Source organism: Christiangramia sp. (assembly GCF_029937855.1).
Lineage (GTDB): Bacteria > Bacteroidota > Bacteroidia > Flavobacteriales > Flavobacteriaceae > Christiangramia.
In genome coordinates, this window is sequence record NZ_JAPYPC010000045.1 from 1 (window position 1) to 20,225 (window position 20,225).

At 36.8% G+C, this 20,225-nt stretch carries 23 protein-coding genes; 4 read left to right on the top strand and 19 right to left on the bottom strand.

Translation table 11 applies throughout. The annotated features are described in order from the left end of the window. From Q1K34_RS16750 to Q1K34_RS16765, 4 genes are all read right to left on the bottom strand, one after another. On the bottom strand, positions 1-976 hold a 976-nt coding region (locus Q1K34_RS16750), incomplete at its 3' end, for an efflux RND transporter periplasmic adaptor subunit (protein ID WP_300441510.1). A gap of 15 nt (positions 977-991) precedes the next feature. After that, positions 992-1,258: a hypothetical protein gene (locus Q1K34_RS16755; RefSeq protein WP_300441512.1), complete on the bottom strand. Its 267-nt coding sequence runs from the start codon at positions 1,256-1,258 to the stop codon at positions 992-994. Between the two features lie 15 nt (positions 1,259-1,273). After that, complete coding sequence (locus tag Q1K34_RS16760) at positions 1,274-2,458, bottom strand: TolC family protein (protein WP_300441515.1); 1,185 nt, start codon at positions 2,456-2,458, stop codon at positions 1,274-1,276. 71 nt (positions 2,459-2,529) lie between these two features. Next, positions 2,530-2,910, bottom strand: coding sequence for a hypothetical protein (locus Q1K34_RS16765; RefSeq protein WP_300441518.1), 381 nt, complete (start codon positions 2,908-2,910; stop codon positions 2,530-2,532). 471 nt (positions 2,911-3,381) lie between these two features. Between Q1K34_RS16765 and Q1K34_RS16770 the strand changes: the two genes are divergently transcribed. Both Q1K34_RS16770 and Q1K34_RS16775 read left to right on the top strand, forming a co-directional pair. Beyond that, positions 3,382-3,768, top strand: coding sequence for a DUF302 domain-containing protein (locus Q1K34_RS16770; RefSeq protein WP_041250033.1), 387 nt, complete (start codon positions 3,382-3,384; stop codon positions 3,766-3,768). Positions 3,769-3,786: 18 nt separating this feature from the next. Beyond that, the gene (locus Q1K34_RS16775) at positions 3,787-4,254 is read left to right on the top strand and encodes a DUF302 domain-containing protein (RefSeq protein ID WP_300441522.1); all 468 of its coding nucleotides are present in this window, start codon (positions 3,787-3,789) and stop codon (positions 4,252-4,254) included. A 486-nt stretch (positions 4,255-4,740) separates the two neighbouring features. On the opposite strand, the gene Q1K34_RS16780 is transcribed toward Q1K34_RS16775, so the two are convergent. Next, positions 4,741-4,902 carry a hypothetical protein gene (locus Q1K34_RS16780; protein ID WP_300441525.1) on the bottom strand — a complete coding sequence of 54 codons (162 nt, stop codon included), beginning with the start codon at positions 4,900-4,902 and terminating at the stop codon, positions 4,741-4,743. Between the two features lie 205 nt (positions 4,903-5,107). Continuing rightward, positions 5,108-6,139: a c-type cytochrome gene (locus Q1K34_RS16785; protein ID WP_300441527.1), complete on the bottom strand. Its 1,032-nt coding sequence runs from the start codon at positions 6,137-6,139 to the stop codon at positions 5,108-5,110. 158 nt (positions 6,140-6,297) lie between these two features. Here Q1K34_RS16785 and Q1K34_RS16790 point away from each other — a divergent pair, with 158 nt between their 5' ends. Together Q1K34_RS16790 and Q1K34_RS16795 are read left to right on the top strand one after the other, a co-directional pair. Then, positions 6,298-7,908, top strand: coding sequence for a bifunctional UDP-sugar hydrolase/5'-nucleotidase (locus tag Q1K34_RS16790; RefSeq protein WP_300441530.1), 1,611 nt, complete (start codon positions 6,298-6,300; stop codon positions 7,906-7,908). A gap of 24 nt (positions 7,909-7,932) precedes the next feature. Next, positions 7,933-8,460 carry a DsrE family protein gene (locus Q1K34_RS16795; protein ID WP_300441533.1) on the top strand — a complete coding sequence of 176 codons (528 nt, stop codon included), beginning with the start codon at positions 7,933-7,935 and terminating at the stop codon, positions 8,458-8,460. A gap of 44 nt (positions 8,461-8,504) precedes the next feature. Here Q1K34_RS16795 and Q1K34_RS16800 read toward each other — a convergent pair whose 3' ends face one another. The 13 genes from Q1K34_RS16800 to Q1K34_RS16860 all read right to left on the bottom strand — a co-directional run. Then, positions 8,505-9,275 carry a DUF2490 domain-containing protein gene (locus tag Q1K34_RS16800; protein ID WP_243870495.1) on the bottom strand — a complete coding sequence of 257 codons (771 nt, stop codon included), beginning with the start codon at positions 9,273-9,275 and terminating at the stop codon, positions 8,505-8,507. A 114-nt stretch (positions 9,276-9,389) separates the two neighbouring features. Continuing rightward, complete coding sequence (locus Q1K34_RS16805) at positions 9,390-10,682, bottom strand: bifunctional metallophosphatase/5'-nucleotidase (RefSeq protein WP_300441539.1); 1,293 nt, start codon at positions 10,680-10,682, stop codon at positions 9,390-9,392. A gap of 195 nt (positions 10,683-10,877) precedes the next feature. After that, a complete protein-coding gene (locus Q1K34_RS16810; protein ID WP_300441542.1) occupies positions 10,878-12,932 on the bottom strand; it encodes a thioredoxin family protein in 2,055 nt (684 codons plus the stop codon). 23 nt (positions 12,933-12,955) lie between these two features. Beyond that, positions 12,956-13,588, bottom strand: a complete 633-nt coding sequence (locus tag Q1K34_RS16815) for a TlpA disulfide reductase family protein (RefSeq protein WP_300441545.1) — start codon at positions 13,586-13,588, stop codon at positions 12,956-12,958. Positions 13,589-13,596: 8 nt separating this feature from the next. Beyond that, complete coding sequence (locus Q1K34_RS16820; RefSeq protein WP_300441548.1) at positions 13,597-15,252, bottom strand: 5'-nucleotidase C-terminal domain-containing protein; 1,656 nt, start codon at positions 15,250-15,252, stop codon at positions 13,597-13,599. 2 nt (positions 15,253-15,254) lie between these two features. Then, the gene (locus Q1K34_RS16825) at positions 15,255-15,671 is read right to left on the bottom strand and encodes a sulfur reduction protein DsrE (protein WP_037321871.1); all 417 of its coding nucleotides are present in this window, start codon (positions 15,669-15,671) and stop codon (positions 15,255-15,257) included. 1 nt (position 15,672) lies between these two features. Continuing rightward, positions 15,673-16,077, bottom strand: coding sequence for a DoxX family protein (locus Q1K34_RS16830; protein WP_037321872.1), 405 nt, complete (start codon positions 16,075-16,077; stop codon positions 15,673-15,675). A 73-nt stretch (positions 16,078-16,150) separates the two neighbouring features. Beyond that, on the bottom strand, positions 16,151-16,510 hold the full coding sequence (locus Q1K34_RS16835; RefSeq protein ID WP_300441554.1) for a hypothetical protein: 360 nt from the start codon (positions 16,508-16,510) through the stop codon (positions 16,151-16,153). Positions 16,511-16,574: 64 nt separating this feature from the next. Beyond that, complete coding sequence (locus Q1K34_RS16840; protein ID WP_300441557.1) at positions 16,575-17,207, bottom strand: Crp/Fnr family transcriptional regulator; 633 nt, start codon at positions 17,205-17,207, stop codon at positions 16,575-16,577. A gap of 14 nt (positions 17,208-17,221) precedes the next feature. Next, a complete protein-coding gene (locus Q1K34_RS16845) occupies positions 17,222-17,635 on the bottom strand; it encodes a DUF6691 family protein (RefSeq protein WP_300441561.1) in 414 nt (137 codons plus the stop codon). A gap of 4 nt (positions 17,636-17,639) precedes the next feature. Then, positions 17,640-18,197, bottom strand: a complete 558-nt coding sequence (locus tag Q1K34_RS16850) for a YeeE/YedE thiosulfate transporter family protein (RefSeq protein ID WP_300441564.1) — start codon at positions 18,195-18,197, stop codon at positions 17,640-17,642. A gap of 110 nt (positions 18,198-18,307) precedes the next feature. After that, positions 18,308-19,519 carry an MFS transporter gene (locus Q1K34_RS16855; protein ID WP_300441572.1) on the bottom strand — a complete coding sequence of 404 codons (1,212 nt, stop codon included), beginning with the start codon at positions 19,517-19,519 and terminating at the stop codon, positions 18,308-18,310. A gap of 5 nt (positions 19,520-19,524) precedes the next feature. Further along, positions 19,525-20,225, bottom strand: a 701-nt coding sequence (locus tag Q1K34_RS16860; RefSeq protein WP_300441567.1) for a rhodanese-like domain-containing protein, incomplete at its 5' end; no start/stop codon positions are given.

The following is a 20,225-nucleotide window of genomic DNA, read 5'->3' on the forward strand; positions in this document are numbered from 1 at the left end:
CTACATAATCCCCGTTTGAGGTGCTGATGGATTTTATAAATCCGTCAAATGGAGCACGGATTTGCTTCCCGCCTGCTCCGTAATTGGAAGCAAGCGCACGGTAATTTGATTCGGCTACCCGAAAGTTGCTTTCTACCCTTTCAAATTCCGCTTTGGGGACAATCTTATCCTCATAAAGCTCCTTTTTCCGCTCATATTCAGCTTTCGCCTGATCATATCTGGCTTTGGCCTGGGCTATCTCCGCCTGAATATTATTGGACGAAAGGCCTTCGCTGCTCAAAGTCATCAACAGCTGACCTTTTTTCACCTCGGTACCTTCCGTTAAGTTATCTAAAGCAAAATTCACCATTCCATTAGCTCCTGCTGCAAGAGATTTATATGTTCCCGGAGCGGCCTGCCATATACCTGATGTATGCACAATGTCATAAACTTCACCATCTGTAACAGGTTCTGTTTGAAAATCGATTTTCCAGGCCTGCTCCTTTAAAAAGCTAATGCCGGAATCTTCTGCTTCCACTATATTTTCTGAAGCTTCTTCAGCCGAGGTATAAACCTGAACATCTTTTATCACAATTCTGTCTGAATACTCAGGAGTATTCAAATCAAAAACGAGATCATAAATTCCCGGTTCTTTAGGTTGTAAAGCGGGTGAAAAAATTCCCGGAGAGGAAGGTGAGTCTACCTTATGCCGAATTCCGCTATCTCCCTGAATAAGACTTACCGTAACCGAACCCTTTCGAATTGGCTGGTGTTTATCCAGAACAGTAAAATGGGCGGCAAATTTGCTGGTTTTCCCTTCCACTAAAGCCGGAAATTCAACGAAAAGCTCCGTCTGGTCTGTCCAGATGGTTTTGCTGATCGCAGGTACTTCTGAGCCTACGTGATTTCCTTCTGCATCATGCGCATGGTCTTCCTCCTCGTTATTTCCGCAGGAAAAAAGGAAAAGCGAGATACATACTATATAAATATATTTCATGTCTAATATTGATTTTTAATGATCCTCATGTTCCGTTCCGTCATCATGCGTATGGTGATCAGAATCCTCATGCATATCGAGTGAATCTTCACCAACTTTGAATTCTTCCTGTTCCATATGATTACCGTCTCCATCATGTGGATGACCATGCTCTTCTTCCTCGTGGGCGTGAGCTTCCGCTCCTTCTTCATGTTCATGGCCGTGGTCTTCTTTTGCTGTATCTCTACAAGCTGAAAAACCAAATAATAATATTGCTACGAAAATTAAATTCTTGAAATTCATATTATTTAATTTAAATTATAATTGATGTTTTAAAAGTGTTGCTCTAAGCTGAAGGAGTTCTTTTTCCATCTCCAGCATATTGTTATAAGCCTGCCGGTAGAACTCCACTTCCCGGTAATAATCCAGAAATGAATATTCCCCCAGTTCATAAGCTTTAAATAAAAGTTCTTCGGAATTCAGATCCTGAAAAGTCTTCTGGTATTCCTGATATTTTTTCTTTAATAATTGATATTGCTGATAGTCTTCCTGAAATCGGGTGTATAGTTCAGCCGTTTCAGCACCGGTATTTGCCTGAGTATAATCCAGATTCGCTTCGGCAGCTTTCACCTTATTCTTGCTGTTCCATAGCGGGATGGATAATCCGCCCAGAAATCCTGAATAATTGCTAGAATTCACTCCCTGGTAATTATACCCAATGCTTAGATCTGGAAGAATCTTATTCTTTTCCAGTTTTACCTGCTGCTGGGCAAGATTCTCTCGAGCTTTTAACTGCTGAATTTCGGCATCTTCGGAAAGCTTTTCTTCCCAAAGCGTTTTCAATGCAGCCAGTTCAGGATCTTCGAAAAGTTGGACTTGATTTACGTCAACAGCATTTCCTCCATTCAATTTCTGAAGAACCAAAAGAGTGTTCCTGATCCTGATCTTGACCTGATCCAGTTCAAACTGCTCCTGTAACCAGGCTACTTTGGCTTTATTCAGTTCCAGGATACCGATTTGTTCTGCGTCGAATAAACGTTGAATTTGATTATACACCTGTTTGGCCTGCTCTACTCTTTTTTCCTCCAGCTCTTTTCGTTTCTGCAGGGTCTGCAGTTCTAGAAGCTGCTTTTTGGCATTCAGTAATATTTCCTGACGTAGCGTCTCGTACTCCAGTTCCAGCAATTCCTTTTGCTTATCAATTCGCTTACTCCGCGCTCCATAAACTGTAGGAAACTCAAATTGCTGAGAAACCTGATATTCAGTATAATCACCGGTTTGATGCTCACCGAATGGAAGATAAAAGGCTGAAACCTGTGGATCCTGCAAATTATTCTCTGACTTATTACCTAGATTCTGACTTGCCATATACGACTGATATGCCTTGAGTTGCCTGTTATTCTGGCTTATCTGCTGCAAAATACCATCCATACCGGCATCCTGGGCGAATGAGCCCATAGAGATTAGTATTCCGCATACAGCGGAAACTATATTTATGTACATAAATTTTGATTTTAGTTTAATCTATATGAAAAGGTCGGCCAGCTAATATAAAAAGTGGCCTGACTAGTGGATCAAACTAATTCGGGCGGTCCCCGAAGTGAGAGTAAAGATAAATAGGGATTAAAATATTCGTTGGGAGGCTGATAAATTTCAAAATTTTCTGAATCCTGATCAGTTAAAACCCAACTCTCTGAATAGTATTTATTTGAAGCTTTCTTTTTATTCTCAGACTTTTGAACCCTGACATCCTCAGAATATTCCTTAATAACCGGAATTTCATTGGAAGTACTCATATGAGAATGAATGGCCAGCAGATAAGACAGGAATCCGCCTCGCTTATCTTCCTTTTTCTTTTCGTGGTGATGATCTTCACCGGAATGCTGGTGTGCAACCTCGTTCTTCTCCTCCTCATGTTCATGATGTGCATGAGGTATTACCTGATGAAAAGACATCAGCATGAATATACCTAGAAGGAATAAGGCTTTTATTTGATTTTGTATTTGCACTGATTACAAAAGTAATAATTTATCACAGAGATTTAGGGGAAAATAAAATAAACCATAAGAATCTTAGCTTCTATGGTTTATACTTCAACTAATTAACTTACTGGCTACTTAGAGCTCTATACTAAATTAACCGTTCTATTGCAGCTGAAAATTTTGAATCTGTCCTACCTGGAGGGTTAAAGTAATTAGTAATATCACTGCGGCCAGAGTTAACGTTACCCACCGGGTTTTATAGCCGATAAGTAGGCAAAATCCAACGTGATAATTTTCCCTCAAAAAATTATCACCAGAATATCGCTATATACAATTTTATGTACTTTTTGTTACACTTGAAAATTCCTCAATTTTATGTAACAATCGTTACGTTAAGAGTTTTTATATCTTCTTATCTTTATAAGGAATAAAAAAATATCAGTTATGGAATATTATTTTAACAAGACTATTACGGGAGAATTTGAAGAAGTAATTGAAAAAGTTACAGATGAACTGGAAAAAGAAGGTTTTGGGGTACTAACTGAAATAAATGTCACCGAAACCCTGAAGAAAAAACTGGATATCGATTTTAAAAAGTATCGTATTCTGGGAGCCTGCAATGCCCCTTATGCTCACAAAGCATTGAAAGCAGAAGATAAGATTGGCACCATGTTACCTTGTAATGTTATTGTCCAGGAAATGGGAAATGGAAAAATTGAAGTCGCTGCGGTAAATCCAATGGCATCTATGCAGGCGGTAAAAAACAAAGACTTGGAACAGGTCGCCACAGAAATTGGAGATAAGTTAAAGCAAGTAATAGCCAGGCTATAATTTTTCAATTATACAAAGATGGAGAGAAAAAATCCAGCCAAAAAGAAAGGAATTGAAAACCAGAATTATACTGAAAGCCAGCATACTGCTTATTGTATAAGCCAGCGGTATGGTTCCCAGCCATTTGCTGAAATTTTAGATAACGTAAAGGGAGCATTAAAAAGAAGGGAATTTGATATTCTTTTTGAATTAAACCTAAAAGATTATTTAAAAGACCACTTAAAAGATATGCCCTCACAGGTTATACTATCGGTTTGTAATCCGGAGACGGCTTCCAGTGCAATTTCAAAAGATCCACAAACCGGTATTTTTCTGCCTTGTTCTGTAACTGTAAAGGAGGTTGAACGAGGTATAGTTGAAGTTTCGATTGAAGATACCGGTATTACCTGGTCCCCGTCCAAAGAACTAACCCAAATTGCACAAAAAACTACTGAAACCTTAAAGGGTATTTTATCGGAAGTTGAACAGCCAGGAATGAAATTATGAACTATTATTCTTATGGTAAATTTATAGTATACTGATAGTTTAATTCAATTACTGTAATCAAAAACCTAATTTTCTAAAAGCTATAGCTTAGGATTAAAGCTACATGAAATAGGTCTATTTTATTCAAGTAAAAATTGGGGGTATTAGGAAAATCCCCAATTGAATTTAGATATAAACAAGAGTTCCGGTTTTAGGTTCTTCAATTGCTTAAATGACAAAAATAAATCAAAATTGATATGCGTATAATCTGGCACTACACACTTATTTAATTTTGGATTCAAAACTAAGGATTTTTCTATGGGTGTCCTACACTGAGTACTGTATTTATTTCTGACTCAGGCTCTCCCAATATAGACGTATCATCATAATACATAATTAAGGCATGATTATTTGCAGAGCCTTCACTCCGCTCCCTCTTCTGAAAACTGAATAAAAAATCTCTACCCCATTCTCGTGGAAAAATAAACTGAGTAAGGGAGTTTTTTGTCATTTTACTTTTACTCCAAGGATATTCGAGGAATTAGCTGGATTTCCGGTCCAGTCCCTGCCCACGGCATACGTACCTATACTTTCTCCAATACATAAAATTCCCCGTAGACCTAGGCGCCACCGCATTAAATATTCCTGTCCGGAAAAAGATGTTATCATCAGCTTCAAATTGATAACGTATTCCTTGGACTCGGAATCATTCTCCTTTCTTCAGAGTTTACCAATTGCCTTTATTAGAAATATTCATACGATAAGATCGTAATTGACCACTGAGTATACTACGGCTTTTTCTTCTTTAACTTCCTGGAAAATTAAAACTTGTGGTATAAGAAAGCTATTAGTTTTGAAGAAGAAATTATTATTGTCATTTGCTTTTTGTTATACCGTATTCCAATTTGTAATATTTAATAATAGTTGGAAAGGGTCCGTTTTTATGTTGATCTGCTGAAAAATCGTCTGCCCAAGGGCCGTACGGGGTTGAAACTGGTTTTAATTTTAAATCTGGATAATCCTTTTCCAGATTACTTTTTCGAGGGCGCTCAAAAATATTGATGTACCCAGCCAAATGGTAGGCCTCTTCATCGGTTAATTTTGGATTATCCCATGTTGCCTGTCCGAATGGCATATTCCCTTTGATAAATTGGGCGGCGGTAATTACCCGATGCATCCCTGCACCATTATTATAACTGTCTGCCCCCCAAAGAGGTGGATATTTATACCCCTTGGTAGAATCTGTAAAACGTTGCCCCTTTCCATTTTCACCATGGCAAACGGTACATTCTTTAGAAAATAATGCTTTTCCTTTTTCCAGATCAACCGCAACTTCAGGAATGGAAATTTTAGGAAAACCTTTAAATTCTTTTTCTCTTTCCTTTGGCAAACCTTCACCCAGCCATTCCATATAAGCTACAATCGATTTCATTTCCCTGGATAGAACACGGAGTTTATCCCCATCCATACTACGTTGCATGCAGCCGTTGATCCTGTCTTCAATGGTTCCTTCACTATTTGATCTTCCCCGGAATTGTGGAAAACGATCCGTAACTCCTATCCATGATGCTGATCCCACCTGTGTACCTGCTTTCAAATGGCAATTTACACAAGCCAGGTTATTTCCTGCATAACGCATATCAGGATCTTCGGCCATAGGCCCCATGTACTTCGGTGATTCTGCAATAAGTTGATAGCCATATTTTACATCCGAAGGCATAAAACCTGAGGCTAATTCTGCTTCTATATCTTTGGGTTTCCAGTCTTTCGCAGAAATTTCAGTTTTAACAAATAAAGAAGGATTAAATTCAAATAGTAATACGCCCGAGAACAATACAACTATAAGTACAATTAAGGAACAAAAAAAATAAGCAATGGATTTTATTAAAGATCTAAAATCCTTCATATTGAAATATTTAAATCACTCAATTTAAATTACTTTTGAGAATATTATGGTTTTCAAACATATAGTATACCATTAAAAACCTACGTAACAAATGTTGCATAAGTTTAGTCAAAGAGGTTTTATATTTGATAGTTTTAAGGAAATTTCAAATGAATAAAATGTCACAACTTAAGTTATCTGTTCTCCTATTAATATCATTTCCCCTTTTCTTTAATAGTTGTAAAACAACTAATGATACAAGTACGATGAATGCTGAAAAGCCGGATATAAACAAACGAGTTTCAGTATTGCACACTAATGATATACATGGCTCCTATATGCCTTTTCAAACAACTTTAGATAATGCTACCGCTCAAACCGGAGATTCCATTGATAACCCTATGAGGTTTAAAAAATTGGGCGAAATTGGAGGAATGGCGTGGATGGCAACAGCCGTCAAATCGATTAGACAGAAAAAAGGGACGGAAAATGTAATTCTGCTTGATGGCGGGGATACATTCAGTGATGACCAGTTAGGTAATTTGACTAAAGGAGAAGCGATGATTCGTATGATGAACGAATTAGATTATGACCTGATGGCTTTGGGAAACCATGATTTCGACTATAGCCTAAAAAGAACACGAGAGTTAGAAAAAATGGCTAATTTCCCTATGCGTGCAGCAAATATTATAGATCAGGAGACAGGTAAGCCTATTTTTAAAGAACCTTACATATTGTTCAAAAGAGATGGTTTGAAAATAGGTGTCCTTCCAGTAGGATATCGAAATACTCCTTTAACAGGTAACCCAAAGAATATTCAAGGTCTGAAATTCACCAGCGGCCTGGAAGCCATTGAAAAATATCTCCCCGAATTAAAATCAAAAGCCGATATTGTTATTTTACTTTCTCACGAAGGTATGGCTGTAGATAAAATTATTGCTGAAAAAATAAGTGGGATAGATTTAATTATTGGAGCTCACAGTCATGATATTATTGAACCACCTATAAAAATAAATCAGACTTATATAGTTCAGGCCTTATCTGATGCTGCTGTATTGGGAGAAACCGTGTTACTTGTTTCAAATAAAAAATTAACGGGTATCAATACACAATATCATTATTTATGGCATGACAAATATACCGCAGATCAGAATTTAGAACAACTAATCCAAAAACTACGAGCACCATATTTAACGAAGCTGGAAGAAAATATAACCCGAACTGATACGGTGATTGGAAGGCAATACAAATCTGAAAGCCCTTTTGACAAAGTTGTAACTATTATAATGAAAGAAGAGTACAACACAGACGTGGCTTTTCTTCCTGGAGTTGGATATGGTATTTCTTTGAAAGAAGACATAACAAGTGAAAACATCTACAAGCTTCTCCCTCACCCTGCGAAGATTGTTACTCTGGAAATGACTGGATCGCAGATTCGAAAAACTTTAGAACAAACTGCAGCTAATTTAAAGCCAGAGAATAAAATGGAGGTCGTTGGAGGCCTTATACAGTCATCGGGTATACATTATCATATAGACTTATCTAAAACAATAGGAGACCGGGTCTCGGAAATTAAAATTAAAAATCAGCCTATTGTAGATAGCGAGATATATAAGGTGTCCACACATTCTGGTATGCTCAGCGGGATTCATAATTATGTTGAATTTGCTAAGGGTACTAATATTCATAAAACTAAGGTTGTCCTTACTGAGTTTATTTTAGATGAATTCAGAGAAATGACAAAAATTGAATTTCCTCAAAACATGGGAGAAGTTACTGTGGTCAAATAATCACTCTTGTTAATGAAGATTTAGATGAAAAATATATTCATACTCCTAGTGGCGCTTACTATCAGTTTTCAATTGAATGCTCAAGAATGGCAAACACCTGCGATAGAAGGTTATGGACAAATCAAATATTATGAAAAGGTTGCCGAATTACCGGATACTTCCCTTACGTATAAAATGATTTTTAATATTGAAAATGAAAAGGAGAAAGAAGGTGTTAATGTAGGATTATGGAAAATCGCGCGAACCCTCAATTTATTAAAAGCAGGAAATGTAGCTCATAAAAAGATAGATATTGTTGGGGTTATACATGGAGAGGCGACTTATGCTATCCTATCCCATGAAGAATACAAAAAGAGATTTAAAACACAGAACCCTAATATGGAATTATTAAAGCTTTTAAAAGAAAACGGGGTAACAGTTTTTGTTTGTGGCCAGGCCATGGCTTCGAGAAAGATAAAAAAAGAAGATATGAATGCCTATACTGAAATGGCACTATCCGCTTTAACTGTATTGCCTCATTATCAATTGAAAGGTTATGCACTCATCCCTTAATTTCATAGAATCTTGACCAAGAAAGATTGTTAATATTTTTCCATTTATAAGGTGTATTTCAGAGTAGTCTCTAAAATATTATTAGATGTTTGAGAATCTTTTAGACTATCAAAACTATAACTGTATAAGTACCCGGAGGAGAACGTTAATTTTTCGGATATTTGAATATCATAACCCAGAAACAAACGATTTTCATCTATAGTTTTTGGAATAAAACTTTTATTGGTTTTCATCAGAATTTCTTCCTTAAATCGCAATGCTATATATTCAAATATTTTTTCGTTTCCCACAGGGATTTTAATTGTAAACCGATATCTAAGACGGTTTTTGTAATTATACCCCTTCACCAGATAACTTCCCCCATCTTCAATAATATTTTCCTTAAACCGTTCTTCCAACCTAAACCGGTGAAAAATCATAAAATTTTCGAATCCCTGCTTAAATAGGATTTGCTGCCATATATTTTTTTCTGAATTATCTATGGGAACATCTAATTCCAATGATTGATAATTTTTACTGTAGGTTACTCCCAACCCAAGCTGAATATCCGGCTTAATACTATATAATATTGCTGGCCGGATAAGAAATTGTTGCCAGGTTTCTATAAAATTCGTTCTACGAAATTTAATTTCGTTTTTTAGCGATAAATTCTTCTCTAGTTCTAGATTTATATTAATATTATTCCATGAACTGAAATGAACCTTATTTTCTTGTGCAGCTAAAAGGTTCGAGGATAAGCAGAACTTCAAAAAAATTAAAAGAGATATTGCTCTATTAAAAGTCGAGTTTTTGTAAAAGAAAAAAGAAAGGGTCATTGAAACACAATATTTAAACTTAAAAAGTTGTTTTACAGTGAATTATAAAAATACTTATGTAAATAAAATTAGTATTCTAAAGGTGTTTGAGGTTTGTTTTGATGTAACTATTGATTATACTAATCTGAAGCTTTCTTTATTACCTGGTGCAAAATTTGAATTTTCCTTTAGATAGTCCTTCATCGCCTCCACAGCATTTATATCGTACTTTTTTCGATTCTTACCATACTTACTAGCTACACCCTGAGTTGTAACGAAGCTGACCTTATAGGTTTTTTCAAAATCAATATGTCTTCCTTTATAGTATATTTCCTGTATACGATGTCCTTTAGGATTTTCAATTCGAAGATTTACTTGTAGCCCTAAACAACGTTTTACATATCCTCCCATTTGACCTAAGGGATTACAGGAAAAGCTACGTTCCAGATTTTCTTCTAACATCTCTTTTATTTCTACTCCTGTAAGTTCTACAGTTGAAACAGGAGGGTTCATTGGGGCAATATTATATAGGTGATCCTCAGTGATGTTTCCTTTTGGAATGGGTGCTCCGTAACGCCAGCCATTAGAAAATGCAATTTCAGTGTCTGTACTACTGGCAATTGCCCTGAGGAGTAATTCATCCATGGTAGAGTTTGTAGTGCTGTATCTATGTAAAATCTTGCTGGTAGTACCAATAGCAACTGTTCTCATCTTAGTGTATGGTTTCAAAATGTCCTGAACCATTGCATCCATCTCTGGATCTATTGGTAAAGAAGCATTAACCCTAACCAACTCATAATCATAATATTTAATTTCTTTATCCTCAACTTCGATGGTGAAATTACCTATAAATGCACCATGACATCCGCACTGTACTATTCTTGCACCATTGATCTCAATTGGTGTGTAAATTCTGTTATGGGTATGGGCACTCAAACAGATATCTATACCTTCCACTTTTTGCAATAGTTCCACATCCTGTGGAAATCCATTATGGGAAAGCAGGATAATCATATCAGATCCTTTGGCTTTTAAATCTTTTATATGTTCTGGTATTTCATCCAAACCAGAAGTAAACTTCAGGCCTTTACTCATCTCAGTTGGCATTACTTTATCTACAATCATTGAGCAAATACCAATCACCCCAATTTTGAGATTCTCTTTCTCAAACAAGGCTGTGGGTTGCATGAAATTTGAGCCATCTTCAGAAAATACATTACAGCCCAAGACAGGAAAATTTAACTGACTATCTATTTCTTTTAAGACATCTGGGCCATAGGCAAAGTCCCAATGTCCGACAAGCGCATCAAGTTTTAAAGCGTTTAAAATGGGAACCATCACTTTGCCGCCGGAATCTACCACTGGTTTTGTACCGTGTAGGGAATCTCCGCCATCAAAGAACAATGTATTTGGATTTTCCTTACGCACCTGCTCAACAAAGCCGGCAATATGGGCATAGCCTCCAGCAGTTTCTACAACCTCTCCGATTCATTATAAAACAGCTCAGGATGTGGAGCGATGTAACCATGTACATCGTTTATAAATAAAATATTTAATTTCATGTTATTCATTTTTTAAAGAATCCAATATTTACGGATAATAAGTTGTTCAATATTTAAGGTTCTATTCATTCTGTCTCTGGATTATCCCGGAAGAAGCCATACTATTTCCTTGTCTTCCCTGGAATTCCTGTATACCATTGTCCAAAAATTCAACAAAATTTTCAACATTCAGATCATAACCTTTTGGTGCGCTTAATAAAGATCCTTTACTATCTACCAGTGTATAATATGGTTGGGCATTGGCATTGAGCTTTTGGATCATAAAATCCAAATTTTGTTTACCAATTGTTTTTTTAACTTTTTGATCATGTGCAGATACATACCACTCAGATTCCGGTAATTCTGTTTTCTCATCTACATACAAGGCCACTACTACATAATCATTCTTTAACCGTTTTAGTACTCTGGGATCGCTCCAAACAGTGGCTTCCATTTCACGACAGTTCACGCAACCATGTCCTGTAAAATCAATAAATAAAGGTTTATTTTGTTTTTGAGCACATTCTAAAGCCTGTTCATAATCAAAATATCCCTGGATATTATGAGGTAATTCTAAAAGCTCATCATATTTAGGAGTTCCGCAATTTGCGATACTGTTATCACTTACATTCCCTATTTGGGAAACTGAAGCCTGCATTTCAAAATTCTGGCTGCTCATAGGTGGCAAGTATCCTGCTAATGGTTTTAATGGTGCTCCAAACAACCCGGGAATCAGGTAAACCACGAAGGTGAAAACCAAAATGGCTGAAATGACCCTGTATACCGACGTATTTTCGGTTTTCTTTTCATGTGGAAATTTAATTTTACCTAATAAATAAAATCCGAGGAATGCGAAAATAACGATCCAAAGGGCTAAGTATATATCACGGTCAAGCAAATTCCAGTGATAAACCTGATCTACGATACTTAAAAACTTAAGAGCCAGGGCTAATTCTATAAAACCAAGTATCACCTTAACAGTATTAAGCCAGCCTCCACTTTTCGGCAATGATTTTAACCAATGGGGAAATATTGCGAATAATGTAAATGGAAGTGCAAATGCTAATGAGAAGCCTAGCATCCCAATAAGTGGTTTAAGGGTTTCCCCATTTGCAGCCTGCAAAAGAATGGTGCCCGCAATTGGGCCTGTGCAGCTGAAACCAACCAACACCAGAGTAAAAGCCATAAAGAAAATACCCAAAACACCCCCCTTATTAGAGTGAGCATCCATTTTATTTACAAATGAATTGGGTAATCGAATCTCAAACAAGCCGAAAAAAGATAGCGCAAACAGCAGGAAGATAAAAAAGAAAAACAGATTAGGAATCCAGTGAGTACTTAAAAAATTTGCAAAATCGGCTCCAAACAACAGAGAGAAAACGGTCCCTATCAAGGTATAAATTAAGATAATTGAAAAACCGTATAGCAAAGCCTGGTTTATTCCATTGGCCCGGCTTGCATTGGATTTTGTAAAATACGTAACCGTCATTGGGATCATGGGAAATACACAAGGAGTCAGTAAAGCTGCCAGCCCAGCACCAAAAGAAATAAAAAAGAATACTAATAAAAACGAAAAACCTTCTTCAGATTTGGTGTTAGATTGAAATTCATTCTGAAAAGCTTCCATTTTAAATACCTCTCCATCGTTATTTTTTTCGGAAGGGGATTCTTTAAAACTCGTCACAGAAATCTCACTGGTAAATGGTATACATTGCCCATTTACATCAGAACATATCTGGTAAGAAGCTTCAGCTTTTATGACCGGGTCTACGTTCTTAATCATGATTCTCTGTTCAAAAACGGCTTCATGGGTGAAATACGTGTATTCTCCTTCATAAAGCTCATCATACTTCCTTTTCGCTCCCACGGGATTAACTTCACCTACCACCTTAAATTCAGGCTTGTCTTCAAAATGAAACTCGGTGACAGTTGGCCCAAGGTTCTTACTAAAATCACTGGAATACATATACCAGTTTTCCGCTATTTTAGCCGTGAATCTGGCGGTGACGGTGTCACCTGGGATATAAGTATCTTCTAAAATCTCTGCATTCCACTCTGGCGCTTCCATAAGCTGACCATAGGTATTTGTACCCACAGCCAGCATTATAAAAGCTATTATAAATCTAAACATCGTCATGACCTCTTAATTACCTTCTGAATTTATTTTAAACTATTCAGAAATTTTTTGAATTCATCAGTATTATAATCGGCCATTCCTTTATGCGTAAGTGCCAAATTTCCTTCAGCATCGATTACAAAGGTTGTTGGCAAGGCTGAAGATTGATACATCGCCGGCAACGGCCCTGCCAATTCATAAATTGGCAGCCCGTAATCCTTTTTTTCTTTGAATACCACCGCGGTATCGAAATTCTGATCCCTGGAGAGCATAACGAAGGCCACTTCATCTCCCATTTCTTCATGTAATTTATCAATGGCCGGCATCTCTGCTACACAAGGTGGGCACCAAGTAGCCCAAAAATTCATAAAAATCACTTTTCCTTTAAATTCAGATAAAGAAACTATATTTCCTTCCGGATCACGAAGTTGAACATTCATGTTTGCTTTCGGATCTTCGCTAATTTTTTCCATAGATTCGGGTCCAGATGTACTCGCTTGTGCCATTTCTCTTGTTTCCGTAACATCAGGATTCATCAATCCTGTTTCAAGTAAGCCTCTCTGCGCAAACCCGATAACCTCAGTATGTAAACCGGTGGCATATAATACAAGGGCTATAGCACCAAAAATGAGATACTCCAGCCATTTTTTATTTCTTTTATTTTTTGTCTTATTCATAATACTATTTAATTAAATTTATATTCTGTACCTGGTACCGTGGAAAAAGAATATTTTCCTAAATATTCACAGTAAGCTCTTCCTTCCAGGCCAGGAGAAACAGGGGAATTTTCCTTTAGGTATTCCTCAACCACGTCATGAATGGTATAATCCATTATTTCAACATCTTTTACATTAGGCATTCGGCATAAATTATTCAATGGATCTCCCGGTCTCACACAGGCCGAAATCGTATAAAGTTTTTCATCCTGAATTGGTTCTCCATTAATAGTTATCTTTTGAATTCTATCTCCCTTATTGTTCTGGCTATTAAATTCTACCTTCATTCCTGAAAATCTTACCAGCCAGCCTCCGAAACGTTCGGTAGGATCCTGGGAAAAAGCATTATGCATTTCAGTTTCCAGCCAGTTTTTTATCTGTTTACCAGAAGCTTTCCCTGTTTTTACTTTTTCGTTTACAGGGAGAAGATTCCAAAGATTTGCCCGGGTAATTGGAGCTGGCTCTCCGTTTTCAGGTACGATGGGATTCCCGAAACGGAAGCCATTGGAAATGGCTATATCTACCCCGGTTTTCCACCTGGCTGCATCTGTTATCATATTATCCATAGGATTCTCAACGGTTAAGTACCTGTACAATGGTTCAGTAGTGTATCCTATTACGGTTTCCAGATGTTCCCTGTAAGGTTCCTTTGCTTGATCCACCAGAGATTGTATCCTTTCATCTGCCGGAAATTTTTCAGGATCTACTTCTATAAGTTCGTACGAATCACTGACAAGCTTATTATCGACAAAATTTAACTGTAGTTTACCCACAAAAGAGCCGAAAGCTCCGGGCTCCGTAACCTTAGCATATTTACCCTGAATGAGTTCCTGAACTCGCTCGTGAGTGTCATTTCCCAGAATATAATCTACAGGCTCTGCCAATGGATTATTTGCAAGTTCTACCTGCTTAAAAATCCCAATATGAGTTATAAGGAAAAGAACATCTACCTCTTTCTCCTTTTTTAATTTTTCAAGAGTATTGGTAAATTCCTCATCCATTCCGCTAAACTCAATCCCTTGACTAAAGATGGGATTTTGTCTTACCGGCACATCAGGATCGTTAAGTCCTACAAAACCAATTCTAACACCTTCGATTTCTTTTATCCAATAAGGAGGAAAGAGATCCTCCCCAGTTTCCTCGTGATGCATGTTATGTGCGATAACTTTTGTATCATAGTTTTTCATTACATCCAGCATCACTTCTTTGCCATAGACCACCTCCCAGTTACCGGGAATAATTACATCATAGCCCATATTTTTAATAATATCGGGGATTACTTTACCTTCTGATAAAGCCGCATAACCACTTCCCTGAATAAGGTCTCCCCCATCCACGATAAGTGTTTTACCCGGATTCATTTTACGTTCCCTTTCAAAAAGAGTCTTTATATTGGCCAGGCCACCTCTATTCTTAAAAACAATTTCTTCATTTTCCCAGAACAATTCAGGATGAGTATCCAATTGCCCATGTATATCGGCTGTTTGTAACACCGTAATACTTAAGGTGTCCTTGACCGTTTGATTACTGCTTTTGTGGGTTTTTTCGGTTTTAAAGGATATGATAATAATAAAGGTTCCTATTAAACCAAAAGTGATCAGTAATTTACTTCTGAATTTTTTCATACTTACAGACTTAAACTTTTATATCCTTTTTTTTGAAGTTGGAAATTGTACAGGATTCCGTTCTCCACAATTTTCATCTCCTTGGGGACTTCCTCTTTATTCACCTTGAACTTATTCAACGAAAAGCCGCAGGCTACGAGTTCAACCCCCAGGTTTTCAGCTCTGGCTATAAATTCTTCCATTTGGGCAGGGTCGGTTATATCACCTATTTCTTTTCCACAGATGATCACTTCAAATTTCCCAAAATGTTCTCCATCTTCTTTTTTCAAGTTTTCAGCCGTAATAAGTATGGGCTGTAACTGCGGAACTTTTTTGGTGAGTACCACATAGTTATGTTTCATGTCCTGCTGTGCATTTACCTCAGTTCCTGCAAATAATGTAAGCATCAGTAAGATGCTGCTAAAAAATATCGTTTTCATATTATTTCGTTTTAAAAAGTTTATCTGTATCATTTATTATAAAAAACAGAAGGCCACCCAGTATTGCTATGTTTTTAAAAAGAGGCCCCAGTGTGTTTATTTGTCCTACCTGTACCGATAGGGTTATGGGTAGTAATACAAGTATTAATACGATTGCCGCCCATCGGGTCTTATATCCAATAAGGAATAAAAAACCTGCTGCCAGCATTACGATTCCGGAGAGAATTACAAGCCATTCTGGTTCGCCAAATAAGTAAGCGATACCTTTGAAGCTGGCCTGTTCAAGCCGGCGGACCGTTTTCTCAGTGTTGAGCAGATGATTGCTGCCTGCCACCAGAAAAATGCCACTAACCAATATTCGTAATAACTGAATGGAACGACGACTTATAAAAATTTTGTTCGTTATTAGGTATGTTATTGTAATTGATAATTTGGTCTGAAATGGTATAACTTACCATTGCAAAAAACTAAAATCTCAACTACACTAACTTTGGAGGTGGTGAATGACTATCCAGATACAGATAGCTTAATTTTGAAGAATAAATACTATTTTTCTCGAGGAACACCTCCGATAATCTAGGCGTCCAGGAAAAAATATTAAAATTGAATTGAGGAGTACAAAAACTGCTTACTTCAATCATCAGATTCTGGTTCTCTACATTTTGAACGAACTCATACGTCTTCTCCTTATCAGAATTCGAAGCTTTTTTTTCACAGTAAGGATTTACAAAAGAAATTGTCCCCTTGGACAGCAGGTTGATAAGACTTGCATCTACAATCAATAACTTCCCTAAAAATAGAGGGATCAGAAATAATGATATAAGAGCTTTTGTACTCATTGAAACAAACTTACAAATTGCTTAGGATTTAAAAGGTAACAAATGTTACACATAGAAAAGATAATTATAAATCTAGTACCACTAAACTGTTTCTACGTAATGAAATTTTGCCATCCAGTTCGAGGGTTTTAAGCAATCTTGAAATCACCACTCGAGAAGTATGAAGGTCGTAAGCGATCTCCTGATGGGTTATTTGTAAGGTTTCATTTTGATTGATTTTAGCCTTATCCCGGAGGTAATGCAGTAATCTTTTATCCATCCTAAAAAATGCTACAGAGTCTATAGCGTCTAGCATTTCCTTAAGTCTTAAACTATAACTCTGAAAAACAAATGTTCTCCAGGATTTATATTTTACAATCCATTCCTCCATTTTTCCTACAGGAACCATAATTAATTTCGTATCCTTTTCGGTAACCGCTTTTATATCACTTTTGCTTCTATTTAAACAGCAGGTAAGAGTCACCGCACAAGTATCCCCTCTTTCTAGAAAATAAAGTAATAATTCATCTCCATCGCTATCTACCCGTGAAATTTTTATAGCCCCATTCAGTAACAATGGTATTGAGGTAATGTACTCCTCGGCATCTAAAATAACTTCTCCTGAAGGTATAAATTTAAGGACGCCCGTTTCAAAAATTTCATTTAGCAATTCCTCTTCAAAAACAAAGGAATAAGCATCATTAAGTTCCTTTTTCATGATAGAAGCTGATTTTAATGAGGAAGTCTATTCCGAAGCAGACCATAGACGAACGTACCTAGCAAAGCAGCTGCAATAACAATTAAAATAGATATATATCCAGAGCCGGCAAGTACATACATGGGACCAGGACAGGCACCAGCTAAAGCCCAACCTAACCCGAAAATAATACCACCTATTAAATAACGTGGCACACTCTTATCTTTAGGTTTTAATTGCATTTCTTCACCTCCCATGGCTTTAATATTATTTCTTTTAATGAATTGCACACCCAGTATGCCGAGTAACAATGCTGAGGCAATAATACCATACATATGGAAAGAGCCAAATTCGAACATTTCGTATATCCTAAACCAGGAAGCTGCTTCCGATTTGTACATGATTACTCCAAAAAAGAATCCGATAAGGATGTAAGTTATATATTTCATTATTTTAAAATATTAATGGGTAGAATAAATGTATCATTATAAGGCCGCCAATAAAGAAACCAATTACGGCGATTAATGAAGGAACTTGCAGGTTGCTCAATCCGGAAATAGCATGACCGGAAGTACAACCACCGGCATACCTTGCACCAAATCCAACCATAAAACCTCCAGCTATTAATACAAACAATACAAGAGGATCTCCAAGATTCTCGAGAGCAAATATTTCGGCAGGCATATAAGCTTCTCCTGCACTTGATATACCATACTCATTACTTAATTTATCGGCTAATTGCTCATTAATTTTTACTGTATTATCAGATAAAAACGTAGATGCAAAAAATCCACCTAATACAGCTCCCAATACCACCATTAGGTTCCATCTTTCTTTTTTCCAGTCAAACCTAAAAAAATCTGCAGCTTTACCTGCGCCGCCTACCGAACACATCGTGCGGAGATTCGATGACATTCCAAACTGCTTACCAGTATATAGCAACACGAACATTGTTGCTGCAATTAACGGACCCGAAACGTACCAGGGCCATGGCTCATAAATCCATTCCATGTTATATAATTTTGAACGAAGATATTGAATTGAAAATGTGCGCCAAGTAACAAATGTTACAGATTGCAGTTCATTTCAGCGCACTGAAAATATAATTAAAATCATTTGTCTTAGTAAGAATTGCTTTCTTCATACTCTGGCATTCGTACTTTAATTACCACTGCAGAAAACAAAGTAATCATACCTATCATAGAAATAGCAAATGAAACGCCAAGCAGGTCAGCAATAATCCCAGACAAAACAGCTCCGATGGCATAACCTGAGTCTCTCCAGAATCTAAAAGCGCCAATACTTTCAGCTCGTTGGGTGGGATTAGTTGCTGTGGCAATAGCAGATAAAAAAGTTGGATATACTAAAGCCGTCCCAACTCCTAATAGAAAAGCAATGGTAACCATAAATATGAAATCTTCTGTAAATGGAAATATAAGGATAGCAATTCCCTGCAAGAACATTCCCCAGAACAGCAAAGCTTTTTTTGAATAAACGTCAGACATCTTCCCCGTAAATAATTGACCTATTCCCCAGACAGTTGGATAAACTGCCGTAATTATACCAATGGATTGCGAATCATAGTCTGCCTGCAAAAGAATAATGGGTAATAAGCCCCATATCATTCCGTCATTTAAATTATTAACCAACCCTGCCTGAGTTACCGAGCTTAAGGTCTTATTTCTAAAAGTAGTTTCTAAAAAAACATTCTTTAAAGGAGTAGTATTATTACTATTCTCCTCTATTGCTACAAAGGACCTAGTATCTTTAATAAATAGATAGCTCATCAATAATCCTATAATAGAAATAGCAATACCTATATAAAAAGGATAGGGTGTTATTCCATATGTATTCGCTACGTAGCCAGATAAAAATGCAATTACGCCGACTGCTAGGTAACCTGAAAACTCATTTAAACCCATGGCCAATCCTCGATCCTTTTCTCCTACAAGATCAATTTTCATAACTACCGTGCTACTCCATGTTAAACCCTGGTTTATACCCAAAAGAATATTGGCAATGATCACCCAGTCCCAAGAAGGCGCATACATTAAAACAAAAGGGATAGGAAGTGCGAATAGCCACCCGGTGACCAGTAAATTTTTCCTTCCAAACCTATTTGCAAATCTACCGGTCATTAAATTAGTAACGGCCTTGGTAATTCCAAAGGCCGTTATAAATGACAGAATCGCTGTGTTGGATTCTATTCCAAATATTTCTTGAGCATATTGAGGAAAAATACTTCTTTCCAGCCCAACCATTCCTCCAACAAAAGCATTTATTAGAACCAGTAAAGAAAACTGTTTCCAGTTTTGCTTTAACCCCAGATCCATGCTCACTAGGAAGAATATTTCTTTACATCCTCACTCAGATCAAAAACCGGAACTTCATTAATTTCATTTTCCAGTATACTGCTGCCTGCAGCACTACGATATCCTCCGGCACAGTGTACCACCATAGGTTTATCTTTTGGAAGATCGCCTAAATTATTACGAAGATCATTTAAAGGAATGTGGTATGCATTTTCAAAAATCTTTCCTTCTGAAACCTCACTAGTATTCCGAATATCCACGATCGTATAATCTTCCTTATTTTTATCAAAAGCTAGTATATCAAATTTCTCTGAGGAACCTGAAACCTCTTCAGATAAAGTGAAAATTCCTTTTAATTGTTTTTCATAACCTATTTTAGCAACCCTTTCAAGGATCTCCTCTAGCTTATCTATACTTTCCAACACTAAATAAAATTGTTCTTCAGGCTCAATGATAGCTCCCAGCCAGGTCTCAAATTTATCACTTTCACTTCGTGCCATTATGTTGATACTATAGGGTAAATGGCTTTTCTTATAAAGTTGCTCATTCCTGGTATCAACTACAAGAAATTCATCTTCAATATTTTCCACATTTAGTTTAAGGGGTACTCTAAATTTAGCAGATTGAACATTTTCAGCTCCCTCGCGATTTAAATCTACATTAAAACCAAAATATGATGGTATAAAAGGTTGGTCTTTTAATATCTCTGCAACAAATTCATCTTCGG